The sequence below is a fragment of the Streptomyces sichuanensis genome (assembly GCF_020328095.1).
GTDB lineage: Bacteria > Actinomycetota > Actinomycetes > Streptomycetales > Streptomycetaceae > Streptomyces > Streptomyces cinnamoneus.
The window spans coordinates 44,112-58,802 of sequence record NZ_JAIXMK010000069.1; the positions used below are offsets into that span (position 1 = coordinate 44,112).

Genomic DNA, 14,691 nt, shown 5'->3' on the forward strand with positions numbered 1-14,691 from the left:
AAAGTCCGGTCGCACATGTGAGTGAGGTCCGAGTCGGAAAATGACAGCACGACACCGACCTTCGAACAAATTCACGCTCCGGACGCCGCAGGCGCACGACCCGGAGGAGGTGGTCAAGCTCGTACCACTCCCCTGACGCGAGGTGGTGACAGCGGGCGTCAGAACCCCGCCGGCTCCGTGTACACGCCCCACTCGTCCCTCAGGGCGTCGCAGATCTCGCCCAGGGTGGCCTCGGCGCGGACCGCTTCCAGCATGGGGGCGATCATGTTGGAGCCGTCGCGGGCGGCGGTCAGCATGGCGTTCAGGGCGGCCCGGACCGCCGCGTCGTCGCGGGTGGCCTTGCGGGCGGCCAGGACGCGGACCTGTTCGCGCTCCACCTCGTGGCTGACGCGGAGGATCTCCAGGTCGCCCGTCACCGAGCCCTCGTGGCAGTTGACGCCGACGACGCGCTTGGCGCCCTTCTCCAGGGACTGCTGGTAGCGGAAGGCGCTCTCGGCGATCTCGCCGGTGAACCAGCCGTCCTCGATGCCGCGCAGGATGCCGGAGGTGACGGGGCCGATGGGGTGCTTGCCGTCGGGGTGGGCCCGCAGGCCGCGTTCCTTGATCTGCTCGAAGATCTTCTCGGCGTCGGCCTCGATCCGGTCGGTGAGCTGCTCGACGTACCAGGAGCCGCCCAGCGGGTCGGCGACGTTGGCGACGCCCGTCTCCTCCATCAGCACCTGCTGCGTACGCAGGGCGATCTCCGCGGCCTGCTCGCTGGGGAGAGCGAGGGTCTCGTCGAGGGCGTTGGTGTGGAGCGAGTTGGTGCCGCCCAGGACGGCCGCCAGGGCCTCCACGGCCGTGCGGACCACGTTGTTGTAGGGCTGCTGGGCGGTGAGCGAGACGCCGGCGGTCTGGGTGTGGAAGCGCAGCCACTGGGCCTTGTCGGTCTTCGCCCCGTAGACCTCCTTCATCCAGCGGGCCCAGATGCGACGGGCCGCGCGGAACTTGGCGATCTCCTCGAAGAAGTCGACGTGCGCGTCGAAGAAGAAGGACAGGCCGGGGGCGAAGACGTCGACGTCCAGCCCGCGCGAGAGGCCCAGCTCGACGTAGCCGAAGCCGTCGGCGAGCGTGTAGGCGAGCTCCTGCGCGGCCGTCGCCCCGGCCTCGCGGATGTGGTAGCCGGAGACGGACAGCGGCTTGTAGGCGGGGATGGAACGGGCGCAGTGCTCCATCAGGTCGCCGATCAGGCGCAGGTGGGGCTCGGGCGGGAAGAGCCACTCCTTCTGGGCGATGTACTCCTTGAAGATGTCGGTCTGCAGCGTGCCGTTGAGGACCGACGGGTCCACGCCCTGGCGTTCGGCCGCCACCAGGTACATGCAGAAGACGGGGACGGCCGGGCCGCTGATCGTCATCGAGGTCGTGACGTCGCCGAGCGGGATGTCCTTGAAGAGGACCTCCATGTCGGCGGCGGAGTCGATGGCCACGCCGCAGTGGCCGACCTCGCCGAGGGAGCGGCCGTCGTCGGAGTCGCGGCCCATGAGGGTGGGCATGTCGAAGGCCACGCTGAGACCGCCGCCGCCGTTGGCGAGGATCATCTTGTAGCGCTCGTTGGTCTGCTCGGCGTTGCCGAAGCCGGCGAACTGGCGGATGGTCCAGGTGCGGCCGCGGTAGCCGGTCGCGTACAGGCCGCGGGTGAAGGGGTACTCGCCGGGCCAGCCGATGCGCTCGAAGCCCTCGTAGGTGTCGCCGGGGCGGGGGCCGTAGAGCGGCGCGACCTCGTCGCCGGAGAGGGTGGTGAAGTCGGCGTCGCGCTTGCGGGCCTTGTCGTACCGGGCCTGCCAGCGGTTGCGCCCCGCCTCGATGGATGCTGCGTCCATGGTGGTCTCGTCTGCCTCTCCGTGCCCCGTTGCGCCGAGAAAATTTAGTAGGACGTCCTAGTAAATTTTCGCGCAAGAACGCCCCGGACACAAGGGGTGTCCGGGGCGGTGTCGCGGGGAGGTGCTGGGCGTCAGGCGCGCACCGGCTCGGCCTCGTCCACGAGCAGCGGCTCCATCTCGCGGGTGACCTTGCGCTCGACGAAGAAGGCGGCCGTCGGGATCGTGCCCGCGATCAGCACCCACACCAGCTTGCCGAACGGCCACTTGGCCTTGGAGCCCAGGTCGAAGGCCAGGACGAGGTAGACGACATACAGCCAGCCGTGGGCGATGCTGACGACCTTGGTGAAGTCGGCAGCGCCGTCGACGTCCAGCAGATACTTGGCGACCATGCCGAGGGTCAGCAGGACCAGCAGCACGCCCGTGACGTATGCGAGGACGCGGTAGCGGGTCAGCACGCTCTTCTTCATGGAGCGAGCGTAACCGCACGTTCCGGGGCGATCTTCGCCGCCCCCGGCGTGGCGTTCACGCGTCGGCGGACTCGTCCGCGAAGTCGGCGGCGGCCACCCGCAGCGGCCGCAGCATCCGGAAGATCTCTCCGCACTCCTCCGCGTCGTACGCGCTCAGTCCGAAGTCCATCGCCATCAGGTCGCGCGTGGCCGACTCGACGACCTCACGGCCCTTCTCCGTGATCGAGGCGAGCGTGCCCCGCCCGTCGTTGGGATTGGGCCGCTTGGCGACCAGGCCCGAGGCGACCAGCCGGTCCACCGTGTTGGTGACCGACGTGGGGTGCACCATCAGCCGCTCGCCGATCTTCGACATCGGCAGCTCGCCCGCCTTGGAGAACGTCAGCAGCACCAGCGCCTCGTACCGCGCGAACGTCAGCCCGTACGGCTTGACCACCGCGTCCACCTGTCCGAGCAGGATCTGGTGGGCGCGCATGATCGAGGTGATCGCGGCCATGGACGGCACGGATCCCCAGCGCTGCTTCCAGAGTTCGTCGGCACGGGCGATGGGGTCGAAGGAGAGGCTGAGCGGCTTGGGCACGTCACGAGCCTACCCGTCGGCCACATCGCGGCCGGGGCCATCTCGGATATCGGACCGGGGCCGGGAACCCCGGGGACTAGCGCCCCACGGGCCCCTCAGCGGACCCCTCCGCGGCCTCCCGGACGAGCAGCACCGCCGCCTTGAGGCTCAGCCCCGGCTCGGCCTTGCGCAGGGCGCGGATGGCGTGCAGCTCCTGCGTGCGGGGGTCGAAGCCCGAGGCCGCGAGGACGCCGCGCGTCCACTCGGCGCGCACCTCGCGCTCGGGCCGGGCCGCATGCAGGGCGACCAGCTCGGCGGCGCGCACCAGCCCCGGCCGCTCCTCCGCGCTCGCGCCGGCGAGCGCCTCGCGGATGGCGTCGGCCACCGCCTGCGAGTCGCGCAGCACGATCAGTCCGTGGTCCGCGTGCTTCCTGCCCGTGCCGAACATTTCCCGGCCCTCCCTGGTCCGTTGATCATCGCGATCGTACGGCCTCGCGGGCGACGGCCCGCACGGCGAGCGTCCGACGGGCCCTGGCCCTGTGCCCGGCCTGCCCCGGCGGTGGCCGGAGCAGGCCGGGCCCTTGGGGGAAGGAGAGGCCCTACCCCTGCGCGAGGTGGCGTTCGACCGTCTCGACCTTGGAGGTCAGACCGTCCGTGACGCCCGCGCGGATGTCGGCCTTCAGCACGAGGGAGACACGGCCGCAGCGGGCCTCGACGGCGGCGACGGCTCGCTTGACGACGTCCATGACCTCGTCCCACTCGCCCTCGACCGAGGTGAACATCGCGTCCGTGCGGTTCGGCAGGCCGGACTCGCGGACGACCCGCACGGCGTCGGCGACGTACTCGCCGACGTCCTCACCGACGCCGACCGGGGAGACCGAGAAGGCGACGATCATGCGTTGACCACGCTCTCCTTGCGGGCGCGGGCGGCGATGACGTGGGCCTCGGCCTCGCGGCGCAGCATGCGGTCGGCGAAGAAACCGCCGGTGGGCAGGACGGAGAGGACGAAGTAGAGGGCGGCGGTCTTGAAGGCCCACTTCGTCTGGTTCCACGCGTCGATCCAGAAGATCACGTAGATGATGAAGAGGATGCCGTGGATCGCGCCCATCGCGGGCACCGCGTTGAAGTCGGTGGTCCGCTTGAGCACGGAGCAGATCATCAGCAGCAGGAAGGAAACGGCCTCCGGGGCGGAGACCAGGCGGAGCCGGCGCAGGGCGGAGGCGGTCTTGAGGTCCACGGTGGGGCACACCTTCGGTCGAGTGGCGGGACGGTCACAGCTTGTGATGGCATTCACAAGCTTCCCCATTGTCGCAGCCCCGCCCCCGAGGCCCTGCTCCGGGTCTGTCCCGGAATGTTTCCGGGGCCACGGGGCCTGTCGGAGGCGTGGGCCCGCCCGCTAGCGTCGGGGCGTGGCTCAGTTTCGGCTCCACGGGAGCAAAGTCCTCGCCGTCGACATGACGGGCGACGCGGTCAAGGCCAAGAACGGGTCGATGGTCGCGTACGAGGGCGAGATGGCATTCAAGAAGATGACCGGCGGCGGTGACGGGCTGCGGGGCATGGTCACGCGCCGGCTCACCGGCGAACAGATGGAGATGATGGAGGTGAAGGGGCACGGCACCTGCTACTTCGCCGACCGGGCGAGCGAGATCAACCTGGTCACGCTGCGCGGCGAGACGCTGTACGTGGAGGCCAGCAACCTGCTGTGCACGGACTCGGCGCTGCGCACCGGCACCACCTTCACGGGGCTGCGCGGCGCCTCCCAGGGGAACGGCCTGTTCACCACCACCGTCGAGGGCTCCGGCCAGGCCGCGATCCTCTCGGACGGCACGGCGATCGTGCTGCGGGTGACCCCGCAGATGCCGCTGCAGGTGGACCCGGGTGCGTACATCGCGCACACCGGGCGGCTCAAGCAGCACTTCCAGTCGGGGGTGAACTTCCGGACCTTCATCGGCGAGGGCTCGGGCGAGGCGTTCCAGATCCGCTTCGAGGGCGAGGGGCTCGTGTACGTGCAGCCCAGTGAGCGCAACACCGTCGGGGGTGAGATCTAGATGCCGTTCCGGCTTCTCAATTCGCGCATGGTCGAGGCCCAGGTGGTTCCGGGGCAGCGGCTGTTCAGTCAGCGCGGGGCGATGCTCGCCTACAAGGGCGACGTCTCCTTCACGCCCAGCATCACGGGCGGGCAGGGCGGCGTCATGGGGATGATCGGCAGGCGGATCGCCAACGAGGCCACGCCGCTGATGACCGTGGAGGGCAGCGGCACGGTGATGTTCGGCCACGGCGGCCATCACGTCCACGTGATCGAGCTGTCGGGCGACACGCTGTACGTGGAGGCCGACCGGCTGCTGGCGTTCGACGGAACACTGCAGCAGGGGACGATGTTCATGGGCTCCCAGGGGGGCGTGATGGGCATGGTGCGCGGCCAGGTCACCGGCCAGGGCCTGTTCACCACGACCCTCAAGGGGCACGGCGCGGTGGCCGTGATGGCGCACGGCGGCTTCATCGAGCTGCCGATCACCCCGCAGCGGCCCGTCACCGTCGATCCGCAGGCGTACGTCGCCCACCGGGGCGACGTCCGCAACAAGCTGACGGCCGCCCTCGGCTGGCGCGAGGTCGTCGGCCGCGGCAGTGGCGAGGCGTTCCGTCTCGAACTCTCGGGCACCGGCACGGTGTACGTACAGGCGTCGGAGGAGAAGCTGTGAACGGCCCGGTCACCCATGACGCGACCACGCTCCCGAGCAACGACAACGTCAACCCGTACGCGTTCAGCGTGGACCTCAAGGGCCAGTGGTTCCTGCAGAAGGGGAAGATGATCGCCTACTACGGGCGGATCGACTTCCACGGCATCGGCCACGGGCCGCTCGACCGGCTGATCTCCGGCAGCTTCCACTCCCCGCTGCACGCCGCGGACTGGGTGGTGGCCGAGGGGCAGGGCAAGATGCTGCTCGCGGACCGCTCGTTCGACGTCAACTCCTACGACCTGGAGGACGGCAACCTGACGGTGCGCTCGGGCAACCTGCTGGCCTTCGAGCCGTCGCTCTCGCTCAAGCAGTCGATCGTTCCGGGCTTCCTCACCCTCATCGGCACGGGCAAGTTCGTGGCCGCCTCGAACGGGCCGGTCGTCTTCGTCGAGCCGCCCATCCGGGTGGACCCGCAGGCGCTGGTGGGCTGGGCGGACTGCCCGTCGCCCTGCCATCACTACGACCACCAGTACCTGCGCGGCGTCATGGGCGGCGTGCGGAGGCTGACGGGGCTGGGCGGCGTGTCGGGCGAGGAGCACCAGTTCGAGTTCGTCGGGGCCGGGACGGTGCTGCTGCAGTCCACCGAGCAGCTGATGGCGGAGATCGCCACGGGCGAGGGCCCGCCCCAGGAGGCGGGGGTTCCGCAGGGTAGCGCCGGAAATCAGCCAATGACGCCCCGTCTGCCCGGCCAGCTCGGCGACCTCCAGCGCCGCTTCGGGCTGTGAGCGGTACCCTGCAGAGTGTGACGTCGAACGCATGACCTTTCTTTCCGACCGGTCCGACCAGCCCGTCCGCCATTAGTTAACATTTCAACTTCTTAGGTAGAATCCATTCATGGACACCGAGAACGGCACTCGCTGGCTCAGCGACGAGGAACAGGCCACCTGGCGCGCCCACCTGGACGTGAGCCGGCTGCTGATGCACCAGCTCGAACGGGACCTCCAGCCGTTCGGCCTCACCAACAACGACTACGAGATCCTCGTCAACCTCTCGGAGTCGGACGGCCACCGCATGCGGATGAGCGACCTCGCCACCGCCACCCTGCAGTCCAAGAGCCGCCTGTCGCACCAGATCACGCGCATGGAGAACGCCGGGCTCGTCCGCCGGGAGAACTGCGAGTCCGACCGCCGCGGCCTCTTCGCGGTCCTGACCGAGCAGGGGTGGGAGACCATGCGCAAGGTCGCCCCGCACCATGTGGCCTCGGTGCGCGAGCACTTCATCGACCTGCTGTCCGCGGAGGACCTCAAGGCCCTCCACGAGTCCCTGGCCCCCGTGGCCAAGCACCTGCGCACGATGCGGGGCCGCGCCTGACCCCGCCCGCCCCGTCCCCGCACCGGGAGGTTCGCGCTGCCACGGCGCGAACCTCCCGTTTTCCATCCCGGCTCCCCTCGCGGCATCCGGCCACCCCCACCCCGGCACGATCGGGCCGCACGGCCCACCACAGTTCGCAGCCGCAATGTCCGTAACCCATGGGTCCCGCACGGCGCGGCGGCCTCCCGTCCGGCAACACCCCAGGCCGCACCGCCGCATTGCCGCCAGTCGGCAGGCGGCCGTTTCGACGGCTTGCGAAGGGGCCGCGTCTGCGCGAATGGCAGACGGGTTGAATTCCCTACCTTTTACTCGGCATATGACCCGAACACCCCTGGTTCCCCGCCCCGGCCAGCACATAGCTTTCCGATCGTCGAAAAGCCCGACGATCGGAAAGGGAAAACACCATGGCGAGAACGAGAAAGCTCGCGCTCGGCCTCGTGGCCGCCGGCGCCCTGGCGGGCATCGCCGCCGCGCCCGCGTCGGCCGACGCGGCGGTGCAGGCACCGATCACCACGTCGATCCAGGTGTACAGCGACGACACCAACCTCGACGAGTACAACGGCTACGACGTGCTGACCCGCGACGCCCGGCACTCCTGGCAGACCTTCCAGCTGACCCAGCTGGAGGACGGCTCCTACACGATCCGCGGCACCCACTTCGGCAGGTGCCTGGCCGCCACCGGCCGCGGCCAGAAGATCACGCAGAGCCCCTGCAACAGCGGGAACCTCGCACAGCGCTGGCTGCTGGACACGCGCTCGGACAACACCGTCATCGAGAGCCGGAAGTTCCGGGGCGAGGTGCTCCAGGCGCACGGCCTCGACCGGCCCGTGACGATCGAGGCCAAGGGCTCGGGCAGGGCCGCCCAGACCTGGGGTCTCTACATCAAGTAACCCGTAGGACATGAGCCCGGCGACCGTCATTCGCCGGGCTCATCGCTTTTCTCATGCCCGTTCCGTCAAGCCCGCAACCAATTCGTCCGCCGCGGCGTACGGATCCAGCGAACCGCCCACGACCCGCTCCGCCAGTGCGGCGAGCCGCCGGTCGCCCCGCAGATCGCCGATGCGCTCCCGCAAAGCCGTGACGGCGATGGTCTCCACCTCGCGGGCCGCGCGGCTGCGGCGCCGCTCCGCCAGGACGCCCCGCTCCTCCATCCACGCCCGGTGCTTCTCCAGCGCCTCGACGACCTCGTCCGTGCCCTCGCCGCGCGCCGCCACCGTCTTCACGATCGGGGGCCGCCAGTCGCCGGGGCCGCGGGCCTCGCCCAGGCCCAGCATGTGGTTGAGCTCGCGGGCCGTGGCGTCGGCGCCGTCGCGGTCGGCCTTGTTCACGACGTAGACGTCGCCGATCTCCAGGATCCCGGCCTTGGCGGCCTGGATGCCGTCGCCCATTCCGGGGGCGAGCAGCACCACGCTCGTGTCGGCCTGGGAGGCGATCTCGACCTCCGACTGCCCGACGCCGACCGTCTCCACCAGCACCACGTCGCAGCCCGCCGCGTCCAGCACCCGGATCGCCTGCGGGGCCGCCCACGCCAGGCCGCCCAGGTGGCCGCGGGTGGCCATGGAACGGATGTAGACGCCCGGGTCCGACGCGTGCTCGGACATCCGCACCCGGTCACCGAGCAGCGCGCCCCCGGAGAACGGCGAGGACGGGTCGACGGCGAGCACCCCCACCCGCTTGCCCGCGCGGCGGTACGCGCTCACCAGCTGCGAGGTCGACGTGGACTTGCCGACGCCCGGCGAGCCGGTGAGCCCTACGACGTACGCATTGCCCGTCAGCGGGGCGAGTGCGGCCATCACCTCGCGCAGCTGCGGGGACGCCCCCTCCACCAGTGAGATCAGCCGGGCCACGGCACGCGGCCGGCCCGCCCGCGCCTGCTCGACCAGAGAGGGGACGTCCGTCATGGCTGCTCCGATCCGATGCGATCCGATGCGTTCCGAAAGGGCCCGTCCGGCGTCAGTTGCCCGGTACGCGGATGATCAGGGCGTCGCCCTGGCCGCCGCCACCGCACAGGGCGGCCGCGCCGACGCCGCCGCCGCGCCGCTTCAGCTCCAGGGCCAGGTGCAGCACGATGCGGGCGCCGGACATGCCGATGGGGTGACCGAGCGCGATGGCACCGCCGTTGACGTTCACCTTTTCCGGCGATACGCCCAGATCCTTCATTGACTGCACCGAAACGGCGGCGAATGCCTCGTTGATCTCGATCAGGTCGAGGTCCTCGACGCCCAGCCCCTCCTTGCCCAGCGCGTGCCGTATGGCGTTGGACGGCTGGGACTGCAGGGAGTTGTCGGGGCCGGCCACGTTGCCGTGGGCGCCGATCTCGGCGATCCAGGCGAGGCCCAGCTCCTCGGCCTTGGCCTTGCTCATCACGACCACCGCGGCGGCGCCGTCGGAAATCTGCGAGGACGTGCCCGCCGTGATCGTGCCGTCCTTGGCGAACGCGGGCCGCAGCTTGCCCAGGCTCTCCACCGTGGTCTCGGCGCGGATGCCCTCGTCCTTGCTGAAGACGACCGGCTCGCCCTTGCGCTGCGGGATCTCCACGGGGGTGATCTCGGCCTCGAACAGGCCGTTCTTCTGGGCGGCGGCGGCCCGCTGGTGGGAGAGGGCGGCGATCTCGTCCTGCTCGGGGCGGCGGATGCCCAGGCGGGTGTTGTGCTTCTCGGTGGACTCGCCCATCGCGATGTTCTCGAAGGAGTCCGTCAGGCCGTCGTGCGCCATGGAGTCGAGCATCCCGATCGCGCCGTACTTGAAGCCCTCGCGGGACTTGGGCAGCAGGTGCGGGGCGTTGGTCATCGACTCCTGGCCGCCGGCCACGACCACGTCGAACTCACCCGCGCGGATGAGCTGGTCGGCCAGGGCGATGGCGTCGAGGCCGGACAGGCAGACCTTGTTGACGGTCAGCGCCGGGACGTTCATGGGGATGCCGGCCTTGACGGCGGCCTGGCGGGCGGGGATCTGCCCGGCGCCGGCCTGCAGGACCTGACCCATGATCACGTACTGCACCTGGTCGCCGCCGATGCCGGCCCGGTCCAGCGCCGCCTTGATGGCCACGCCGCCCAGGTCGGCGCCGGAGAAGCTGCGCAGCGAGCCCAGCAGGCGGCCCATGGGCGTACGGGCGCCCGCGACGATGACGGAAGTGCGGCGGTTGTTCCCGTTCGTACCAGACATGGGCGCGGCCCCTTCGAGCGGAGGGATGTTAACGACGGTTCCCGTCAATGTACTGAGCGGTACGGCACCCGGTCACCGGGCCGACGGTGTGATCGCGCGCACGTTGCGTAACCACCCCTGGCGGCGGTGCACTGGAGCCATGCTGACGCGCATCGACCACATCGGGATCGCCTGCTTCGACCTCGACCGCACTGTCGAGTTCTACCGTGCCACGTACGGATTCGAGGTGTTCCACACCGAGGTCAACGAGGAGCAGGGCGTCCGCGAGGCCATGCTGAGGATCAACGGGACCTCCGACGGCGGGGCGTCCTACCTGCAGCTGCTGGAGCCCACCCGCGAGGACTCCGCGGTGGGCAAGTGGCTGGCGAAGAACGGCGAGGGCGTTCACCACATCGCGTTCGGTACGGCCGACGTCGACGGTGACGCCGAGGCCGTCCGGGAGAAGGGCGTGCGGGTGCTCTACGACGAGCCGCGGCGCGGTTCCATGGGCTCGCGCATCACCTTCCTGCACCCGAAGGACTGTCACGGCGTACTGACGGAACTGGTCACCTCCGCGCCCGATGGGACGGCGGAGCACTGACCCACCCCTCCCCCGGCCGGTAGAGTGCAGGTTCGGCCGGGGTACCGGGTGGCCCCCGGACCGGGCTGTACCGATGATCTGACACCATTTCTTCGGAAGGGCGGGCTCCGGGTTCCACCACCGACGCAGTACGGGGCCGGCCGCCGACGCGACCAGGGGACGGATGGACCGCGCTGTGCGGGGCTACGAGCGCCAGGAGAGTCAGCTGGAGGAAGCCGACCACCTCTCGAAGTTCGAGGCCGAGATGAAGCGGCTGAAGACCGAGCGGGAAAAGGCTGTCCAGCACGCCGACGACCTCGGCTACCAGGTCGAGGTGTTGCGCGCCAAGCTCCACGAGGCGCGCCGCACCCTCGCCCACCGTCCCGCCTATGACTCGGCGGACATCGGGTACCAGGCGGAACAACTCCTCCGCAATGCCCAGATCCAGGCAGAACAGCTGCGCAGCGACGCCGAGCGCGAGGTGCGCGAGGCGCGCGCCCAGACGCAGCGGCTGCTGCAGGAGCAGGCGGAGCAGCAGGCCCGCATGGAGGCGGAGCTGCACGCCGAGGCGGTGGCCCGCCGGCAGCGGCTGGACGAGGAGCTCAACGAGCGCCGCCGCACCGTCGAGTCGCACGTCAACGAGAACGTCGCCTGGGCCGAGCAGCTGCGGGCGCGCACGGAGTCCCAGGCCCGCCGGCTGCTGGAGGAGTCGCGGGCCGAGGCCGAGCAGGCCCTAGCCGCCGCGCGTGCGGAGGCCCAGCGGCTGACCGAGCAGGCCAGCGGCCGGCTCGGGGCCGCCGCCGAGGAGGCCCGTGCGGAAGCCGAAGCGATCCTGCGCCGGGCGCGCACGGACGCCGAGCGGCTGCTGACCGCCGCCTCCACGCAGGCGCAGGAGGCCACCGACCACGCCGAGCAGCTGCGCTCGGCCACCAGTGCCGAGTCCGACCAGGCCCGTACGGCCGCCGCCGAGATGACGCGCACGGCCGAGGCGCGCGTGCAGGAGGCCGACGCGGCCCTGCGCGAGGCGCGGGCCGAGGCGGAGAAGCTGGTCGCCGAGGCGAAGGAGGCCGCCACGCGGCGGCTGACCGCCGCCGAGTCGGACAACGAGCAGCGCACCCGTACGGCCAGGGCGGAGATCGCCCGGCTGGTGAGCGAGGCCACCAAGGAGGCCGAGGCGCTGCGCGCCGAGGCCGAGCAGCTGCGGGCCGACGCCGTCGCCGAGGCCGAGCGGCTGCGGGCCGAGGCGGCCGCGGAGGCGCGCAGCGCCGTCGCCGAGGACTCCGCCGCCGCCCTCGCCAAGGCCGCCCGTACGGCCGAGGAGGTGCTGGCCAAGGCGTCGGAGGACGCCCAGGCCACCACCAAGGCCGCCGCGGCCGAGGCGGAGCGCATCCGCCGGGAGGCCGAGGCGGAGGCCGAGCGGCTGCGGGCGCAGGCGGCGGACACCGCCGAGCAGCTCAAGGGCGAGGCCAAGGACGACACCGCGGAGTACCGCGCGAAGACCGTCGAGCTCCAGGAGGAGGCGCGCCGGCTGCGCGGCGAGGCCGAGCAGCTGCGGGCGGAGGCCGTCGCCGAGGGCGAGCGGATCCGTGGCGAGGCCCGCCGGGAGGCGGTCCAGCAGATCGAGGAGGCGGCCAGCACCGCCGAGGAGCTCCTGGCCAAGGCGAAGGCCGACGCCGAGGAGACCCGCAGCGGCGCGAGCGCGGAGAGCGAGCGCCTGCGGACGGAGGCCGCCGAGCGCGCGGCGACGCTGCGCAAGCAGGCCGAGGAGGCCCTGGAGCGGGCCCGCACCGAGGCCGAGGAGATGGCCGAGGAGGCCGAGGACCACGCGGAGCGGGTCCGTTCGGAGGCCGCCGAGGCGGCCCGTGCGCTGCGCGAGGAGGCCGAGCGGGCCGCCGAGGCGCGTACGCAGGAGGCCGCGGCGGAGCTGGAGCGGCTGCGCGACGAGGCCGGGCAGCGCGTGGAGGCCGCCGAGACGGCGCTGCGCGAGGCCCGCGCGGAGGCCGAGCGGCTGCGCCGCGAGGCGGCCGAGGAGAGCGAGCGGCAGCGCACGGAGTCCGCCGAGCGGATCCGCACGCTGCAGGCCGCGGCCGAGGAGGAGGCCGAGCGGCTGCGCACCGAGGCGGCCGCGGAGGCGTCGGAGGCGCGTGCCGAGGGCGAGGCCACGCTCGCGCGGCTGCTGGGCGAGGCCGAGGAGGAGGCCGAGCGACTGCGCACGGAGGCGCAGGAGAGCGCCGACCGGGTGCGGGCGGAGGCGAACGCCGCCGCCGAGCGGACGGCCGTCGAGGCCGCCGAGGCGCTGGCCGCCGCGCAGGAGGAGGCCGCGCGGCGCCGCCGTGAGGCCGAGGAGCTGCTCGGTGACGCCCGTACGGAGGCGCAGGCCGAGCGCGAGGCGGCGCGCGAGCAGAGCGAGGAGCTGCTGGCGTCGGCGCGCAAGCGGGTCGCGGAGGCGCAGGAGGAGGGCCGGCGCCTGGTCGAGGAGGCGGAGCAGCGGGCGAGTGAGCTCGTGGCCGCCGCCGAGCAGACCGCGCAGCAGGTGCGGGACGCCGTCGCGGGCCTGCACGAGCAGGCCGAGGAGGAGATCGCGGGGCTGCGTTCGGCCGCCGAGCACAACGCCGAGCGCACGGTCACCGACGCCCAGATCGAGGCGGACCGCGTCCGTGCCGACGCCTATGCCGAGCGCGAGCGGGCCGAGGAGGACGCCGCCCGGCTCCGGTCGGAGGCCAAGGCCGCGACGGACGCCGCCCAGGAGCTGGCGGAGCGTACGGTCGCGGAGGCGATCTCCGAGGCGGAGGGCGTGGAGGCCGAGGCGGCCCGCGTGCTGGACGAGGCCCGTGAGGCGGCCAACGCCCGCCGTGCGGAGGCGGCCGCGCAGGCCGACGAGCTGATCGCCGAGGGCACCAAGGAGGCGGAGCGGCTGCGGGCCGAGGCCGCCCGCACGGTCGAGGAGGCCCGCGAGGCCGCCGACGCCCGTCGTGCGGAGGCCGAGGCGGACGCCGAGCGGCTGCGGGCCGAGGCGGCCCGGGTGCTGGACGAGGCGCGCGAGGACGCGGGCACGCGGCGTGCGGAGGCGGCCCAGCAGGCGGACGAGCTGATCGCGCAGGCGACGGCCGAGGCCGAGAAGATGGCGGCCGAGGCCGCCCGCACGGTGGCCGAGGCGCGCGAGGCCGCCGACGGTCACCGGGCCGAGGCGTCGGCGGACGCGGACCGGCTGATCGCCGAGGCGGCCGAGATGGTGGAGGCCGCCCGGGCGGAGGCGGCCCGTTTCGAGGAGCAGGCGCGTGCTGCGGCCGACGCCCACCGGGCCGAGGCCGAGGCGGACGCCGAGCGGCTGCGGGCCGAGGCGGCGCGCACCGTCGACGAGGCGCGCGAGTCGGCCAACGCACGGCGCGCGGAGGCGGCTCAGCAGGCCGACGAGCTGATCACCGAGGCGACGACCGAGGCCGAGAAGATGGCGGCCGAGGCCGCCCGCACGGTCGAGGAGGCCCGCGAGGCCGCCGACGCCCACCGGGCGGAGGCCGAGGCGACGGCCGGGCGCGTGCTGGCCGAGGCCGGCGAGGAGGCGGAGCGGCTGCGGGCCGCGGCCGCCGAGAAGAAGGCCACGGCGGACGAGCAGGCGGACGCCGTGCTCGCGAAGGCGACGGCCGAGGCCGAGCGGCTGGTGGCGGACGCGTCCGCCAAGGCGCAGCAGATGCGGACGGACGCCTCCGACGCGCTGGCGTCGGCCGAGCAGGACGCGGCGCGCACGCGGGCCGAGGCCCGTGAGGACGCGAACAAGATCCGTGGCGAGGGCCGGGCGGAGGCCGACCGCATCGTGGCCGAGGCGGCCGAGCTGACGTCCTCCGCGCAGGACGACGCCGACCGCATCGTGGACAAGGCCCGTGAGGCGGCGAACGCCCGCCGGGCCGAGGCCGCCGAGCAGGCCGACAAGCTGATCGCGAAGGCGACGGCCGAGGCCGAGAAGATGGCGGCCGAGGCCGCCCGCACGGTCGAGGAGGCCCGCGAGGCCGCCGACGCCCACCGGGCGGAGGCCGCCGCG

15 protein-coding genes are annotated in these 14,691 nt (G+C 72.4%); 7 read left to right on the top strand and 8 right to left on the bottom strand.

The genetic code is table 11. The annotated features are described in order from the left end of the window. Nucleotides 1-158: 158 nt before the first annotated feature. The 6 genes from icmA to LE181_RS20195 form a co-directional block, all read right to left on the bottom strand. Entirely contained in the window at nt 159-1,859 is a 1,701-nt protein-coding gene (gene icmA / locus LE181_RS20170; protein WP_225662713.1) for a coenzyme B12-dependent isobutyryl-CoA mutase large subunit, read from the bottom strand. Between the two features lie 131 nt (nt 1,860-1,990). Next, nucleotides 1,991-2,326: a DUF3817 domain-containing protein gene (locus LE181_RS20175; protein WP_225662714.1), complete on the bottom strand. Its 336-nt coding sequence runs from the start codon at nt 2,324-2,326 to the stop codon at nt 1,991-1,993. A gap of 55 nt (nt 2,327-2,381) precedes the next feature. Continuing rightward, nucleotides 2,382-2,903: a MarR family winged helix-turn-helix transcriptional regulator gene (locus LE181_RS20180; RefSeq protein WP_225662715.1), complete on the bottom strand. Its 522-nt coding sequence runs from the start codon at nt 2,901-2,903 to the stop codon at nt 2,382-2,384. A 76-nt stretch (nt 2,904-2,979) separates the two neighbouring features. Beyond that, nucleotides 2,980-3,330 carry a hypothetical protein gene (locus LE181_RS20185; protein ID WP_225662716.1) on the bottom strand — a complete coding sequence of 117 codons (351 nt, stop codon included), beginning with the start codon at nt 3,328-3,330 and terminating at the stop codon, nt 2,980-2,982. Between the two features lie 151 nt (nt 3,331-3,481). Continuing rightward, on the bottom strand, nt 3,482-3,778 hold the full coding sequence (locus tag LE181_RS20190; RefSeq protein ID WP_190109839.1) for an MTH1187 family thiamine-binding protein: 297 nt from the start codon (nt 3,776-3,778) through the stop codon (nt 3,482-3,484). Then, a complete protein-coding gene (locus LE181_RS20195) occupies nt 3,775-4,119 on the bottom strand; it encodes a DUF3817 domain-containing protein (protein ID WP_225662717.1) in 345 nt (114 codons plus the stop codon). The genes LE181_RS20190 and LE181_RS20195 overlap by 4 nt, the downstream gene beginning before the upstream one ends. Before the next feature lie 172 nt (nt 4,120-4,291). Here LE181_RS20195 and LE181_RS20200 point away from each other — a divergent pair, with 172 nt between their 5' ends. The 5 genes from LE181_RS20200 (at nt 4,292) to LE181_RS20220 (ending at nt 7,821) form a co-directional block, all read left to right on the top strand. Beyond that, the gene (locus tag LE181_RS20200; protein ID WP_225662718.1) at nt 4,292-4,930 is read left to right on the top strand and encodes an AIM24 family protein; all 639 of its coding nucleotides are present in this window, start codon (nt 4,292-4,294) and stop codon (nt 4,928-4,930) included. Next, complete coding sequence (locus tag LE181_RS20205; protein WP_225662719.1) at nt 4,931-5,581, top strand: AIM24 family protein; 651 nt, start codon at nt 4,931-4,933, stop codon at nt 5,579-5,581. Next, nucleotides 5,578-6,345 (top strand): AIM24 family protein, encoded by a 768-nt coding sequence (locus tag LE181_RS20210; protein ID WP_225662720.1) that lies wholly within the window; start codon nt 5,578-5,580, stop codon nt 6,343-6,345. The genes LE181_RS20205 and LE181_RS20210 overlap by 4 nt, the downstream gene beginning before the upstream one ends. 109 nt (nt 6,346-6,454) lie before the next feature. Next, the gene (locus tag LE181_RS20215) at nt 6,455-6,931 is read left to right on the top strand and encodes a MarR family winged helix-turn-helix transcriptional regulator (protein ID WP_225662721.1); all 477 of its coding nucleotides are present in this window, start codon (nt 6,455-6,457) and stop codon (nt 6,929-6,931) included. 404 nt (nt 6,932-7,335) lie between these two features. Next, complete coding sequence (locus tag LE181_RS20220) at nt 7,336-7,821, top strand: RICIN domain-containing protein (protein WP_225662722.1); 486 nt, start codon at nt 7,336-7,338, stop codon at nt 7,819-7,821. A gap of 51 nt (nt 7,822-7,872) precedes the next feature. On the opposite strand, the gene meaB is transcribed toward LE181_RS20220, so the two are convergent. Together meaB and LE181_RS20230 are read right to left on the bottom strand one after the other, a co-directional pair. Beyond that, nucleotides 7,873-8,832, bottom strand: coding sequence for a methylmalonyl Co-A mutase-associated GTPase MeaB (gene meaB / locus LE181_RS20225; RefSeq protein ID WP_225662723.1), 960 nt, complete (start codon nt 8,830-8,832; stop codon nt 7,873-7,875). A gap of 52 nt (nt 8,833-8,884) precedes the next feature. After that, on the bottom strand, nt 8,885-10,096 hold the full coding sequence (locus tag LE181_RS20230; RefSeq protein WP_225662724.1) for an acetyl-CoA C-acetyltransferase: 1,212 nt from the start codon (nt 10,094-10,096) through the stop codon (nt 8,885-8,887). Between the two features lie 139 nt (nt 10,097-10,235). On the opposite strand from LE181_RS20230, the gene mce reads away from it, so the two are divergent. Together mce and scy are read left to right on the top strand one after the other, a co-directional pair. Continuing rightward, the gene (mce, locus tag LE181_RS20235) at nt 10,236-10,676 is read left to right on the top strand and encodes a methylmalonyl-CoA epimerase (RefSeq protein WP_190109830.1); all 441 of its coding nucleotides are present in this window, start codon (nt 10,236-10,238) and stop codon (nt 10,674-10,676) included. Nucleotides 10,677-10,839: 163 nt separating this feature from the next. Continuing rightward, nucleotides 10,840-14,691 (top strand): polarized growth protein Scy (gene scy / locus LE181_RS20240; RefSeq protein WP_263869205.1); only part of this gene is annotated, 3,852 nt, incomplete at its 3' end.

Excerpts from the sequence above, each read along its gene's own strand:
- meaB (WP_225662723.1), bottom strand. The coding sequence starts at position 8,832 with ATGACGGACGTCCCCTCTCTGGTCGAGCAGGCGCGGGCGGGCCGGCCG.
- LE181_RS20190 (WP_190109839.1), bottom strand. The coding sequence starts at position 3,778 with ATGATCGTCGCCTTCTCGGTCTCCCCGGTCGGCGTCGGTGAGGACGTC.
- LE181_RS20220 (WP_225662722.1), top strand. The coding sequence starts at position 7,336 with ATGGCGAGAACGAGAAAGCTCGCGCTCGGCCTCGTGGCCGCCGGCGCC.
- LE181_RS20205 (WP_225662719.1), top strand. The coding sequence starts at position 4,931 with ATGCCGTTCCGGCTTCTCAATTCGCGCATGGTCGAGGCCCAGGTGGTT.
- LE181_RS20215 (WP_225662721.1), top strand. The coding sequence starts at position 6,455 with ATGGACACCGAGAACGGCACTCGCTGGCTCAGCGACGAGGAACAGGCC.
- LE181_RS20175 (WP_225662714.1), bottom strand. The coding sequence starts at position 2,326 with ATGAAGAAGAGCGTGCTGACCCGCTACCGCGTCCTCGCATACGTCACG.
- LE181_RS20185 (WP_225662716.1), bottom strand. The coding sequence starts at position 3,330 with ATGTTCGGCACGGGCAGGAAGCACGCGGACCACGGACTGATCGTGCTG.
- mce (WP_190109830.1), top strand. The coding sequence starts at position 10,236 with ATGCTGACGCGCATCGACCACATCGGGATCGCCTGCTTCGACCTCGAC.
- LE181_RS20230 (WP_225662724.1), bottom strand. The coding sequence starts at position 10,096 with ATGTCTGGTACGAACGGGAACAACCGCCGCACTTCCGTCATCGTCGCG.
- icmA (WP_225662713.1), bottom strand. The coding sequence starts at position 1,859 with ATGGACGCAGCATCCATCGAGGCGGGGCGCAACCGCTGGCAGGCCCGG.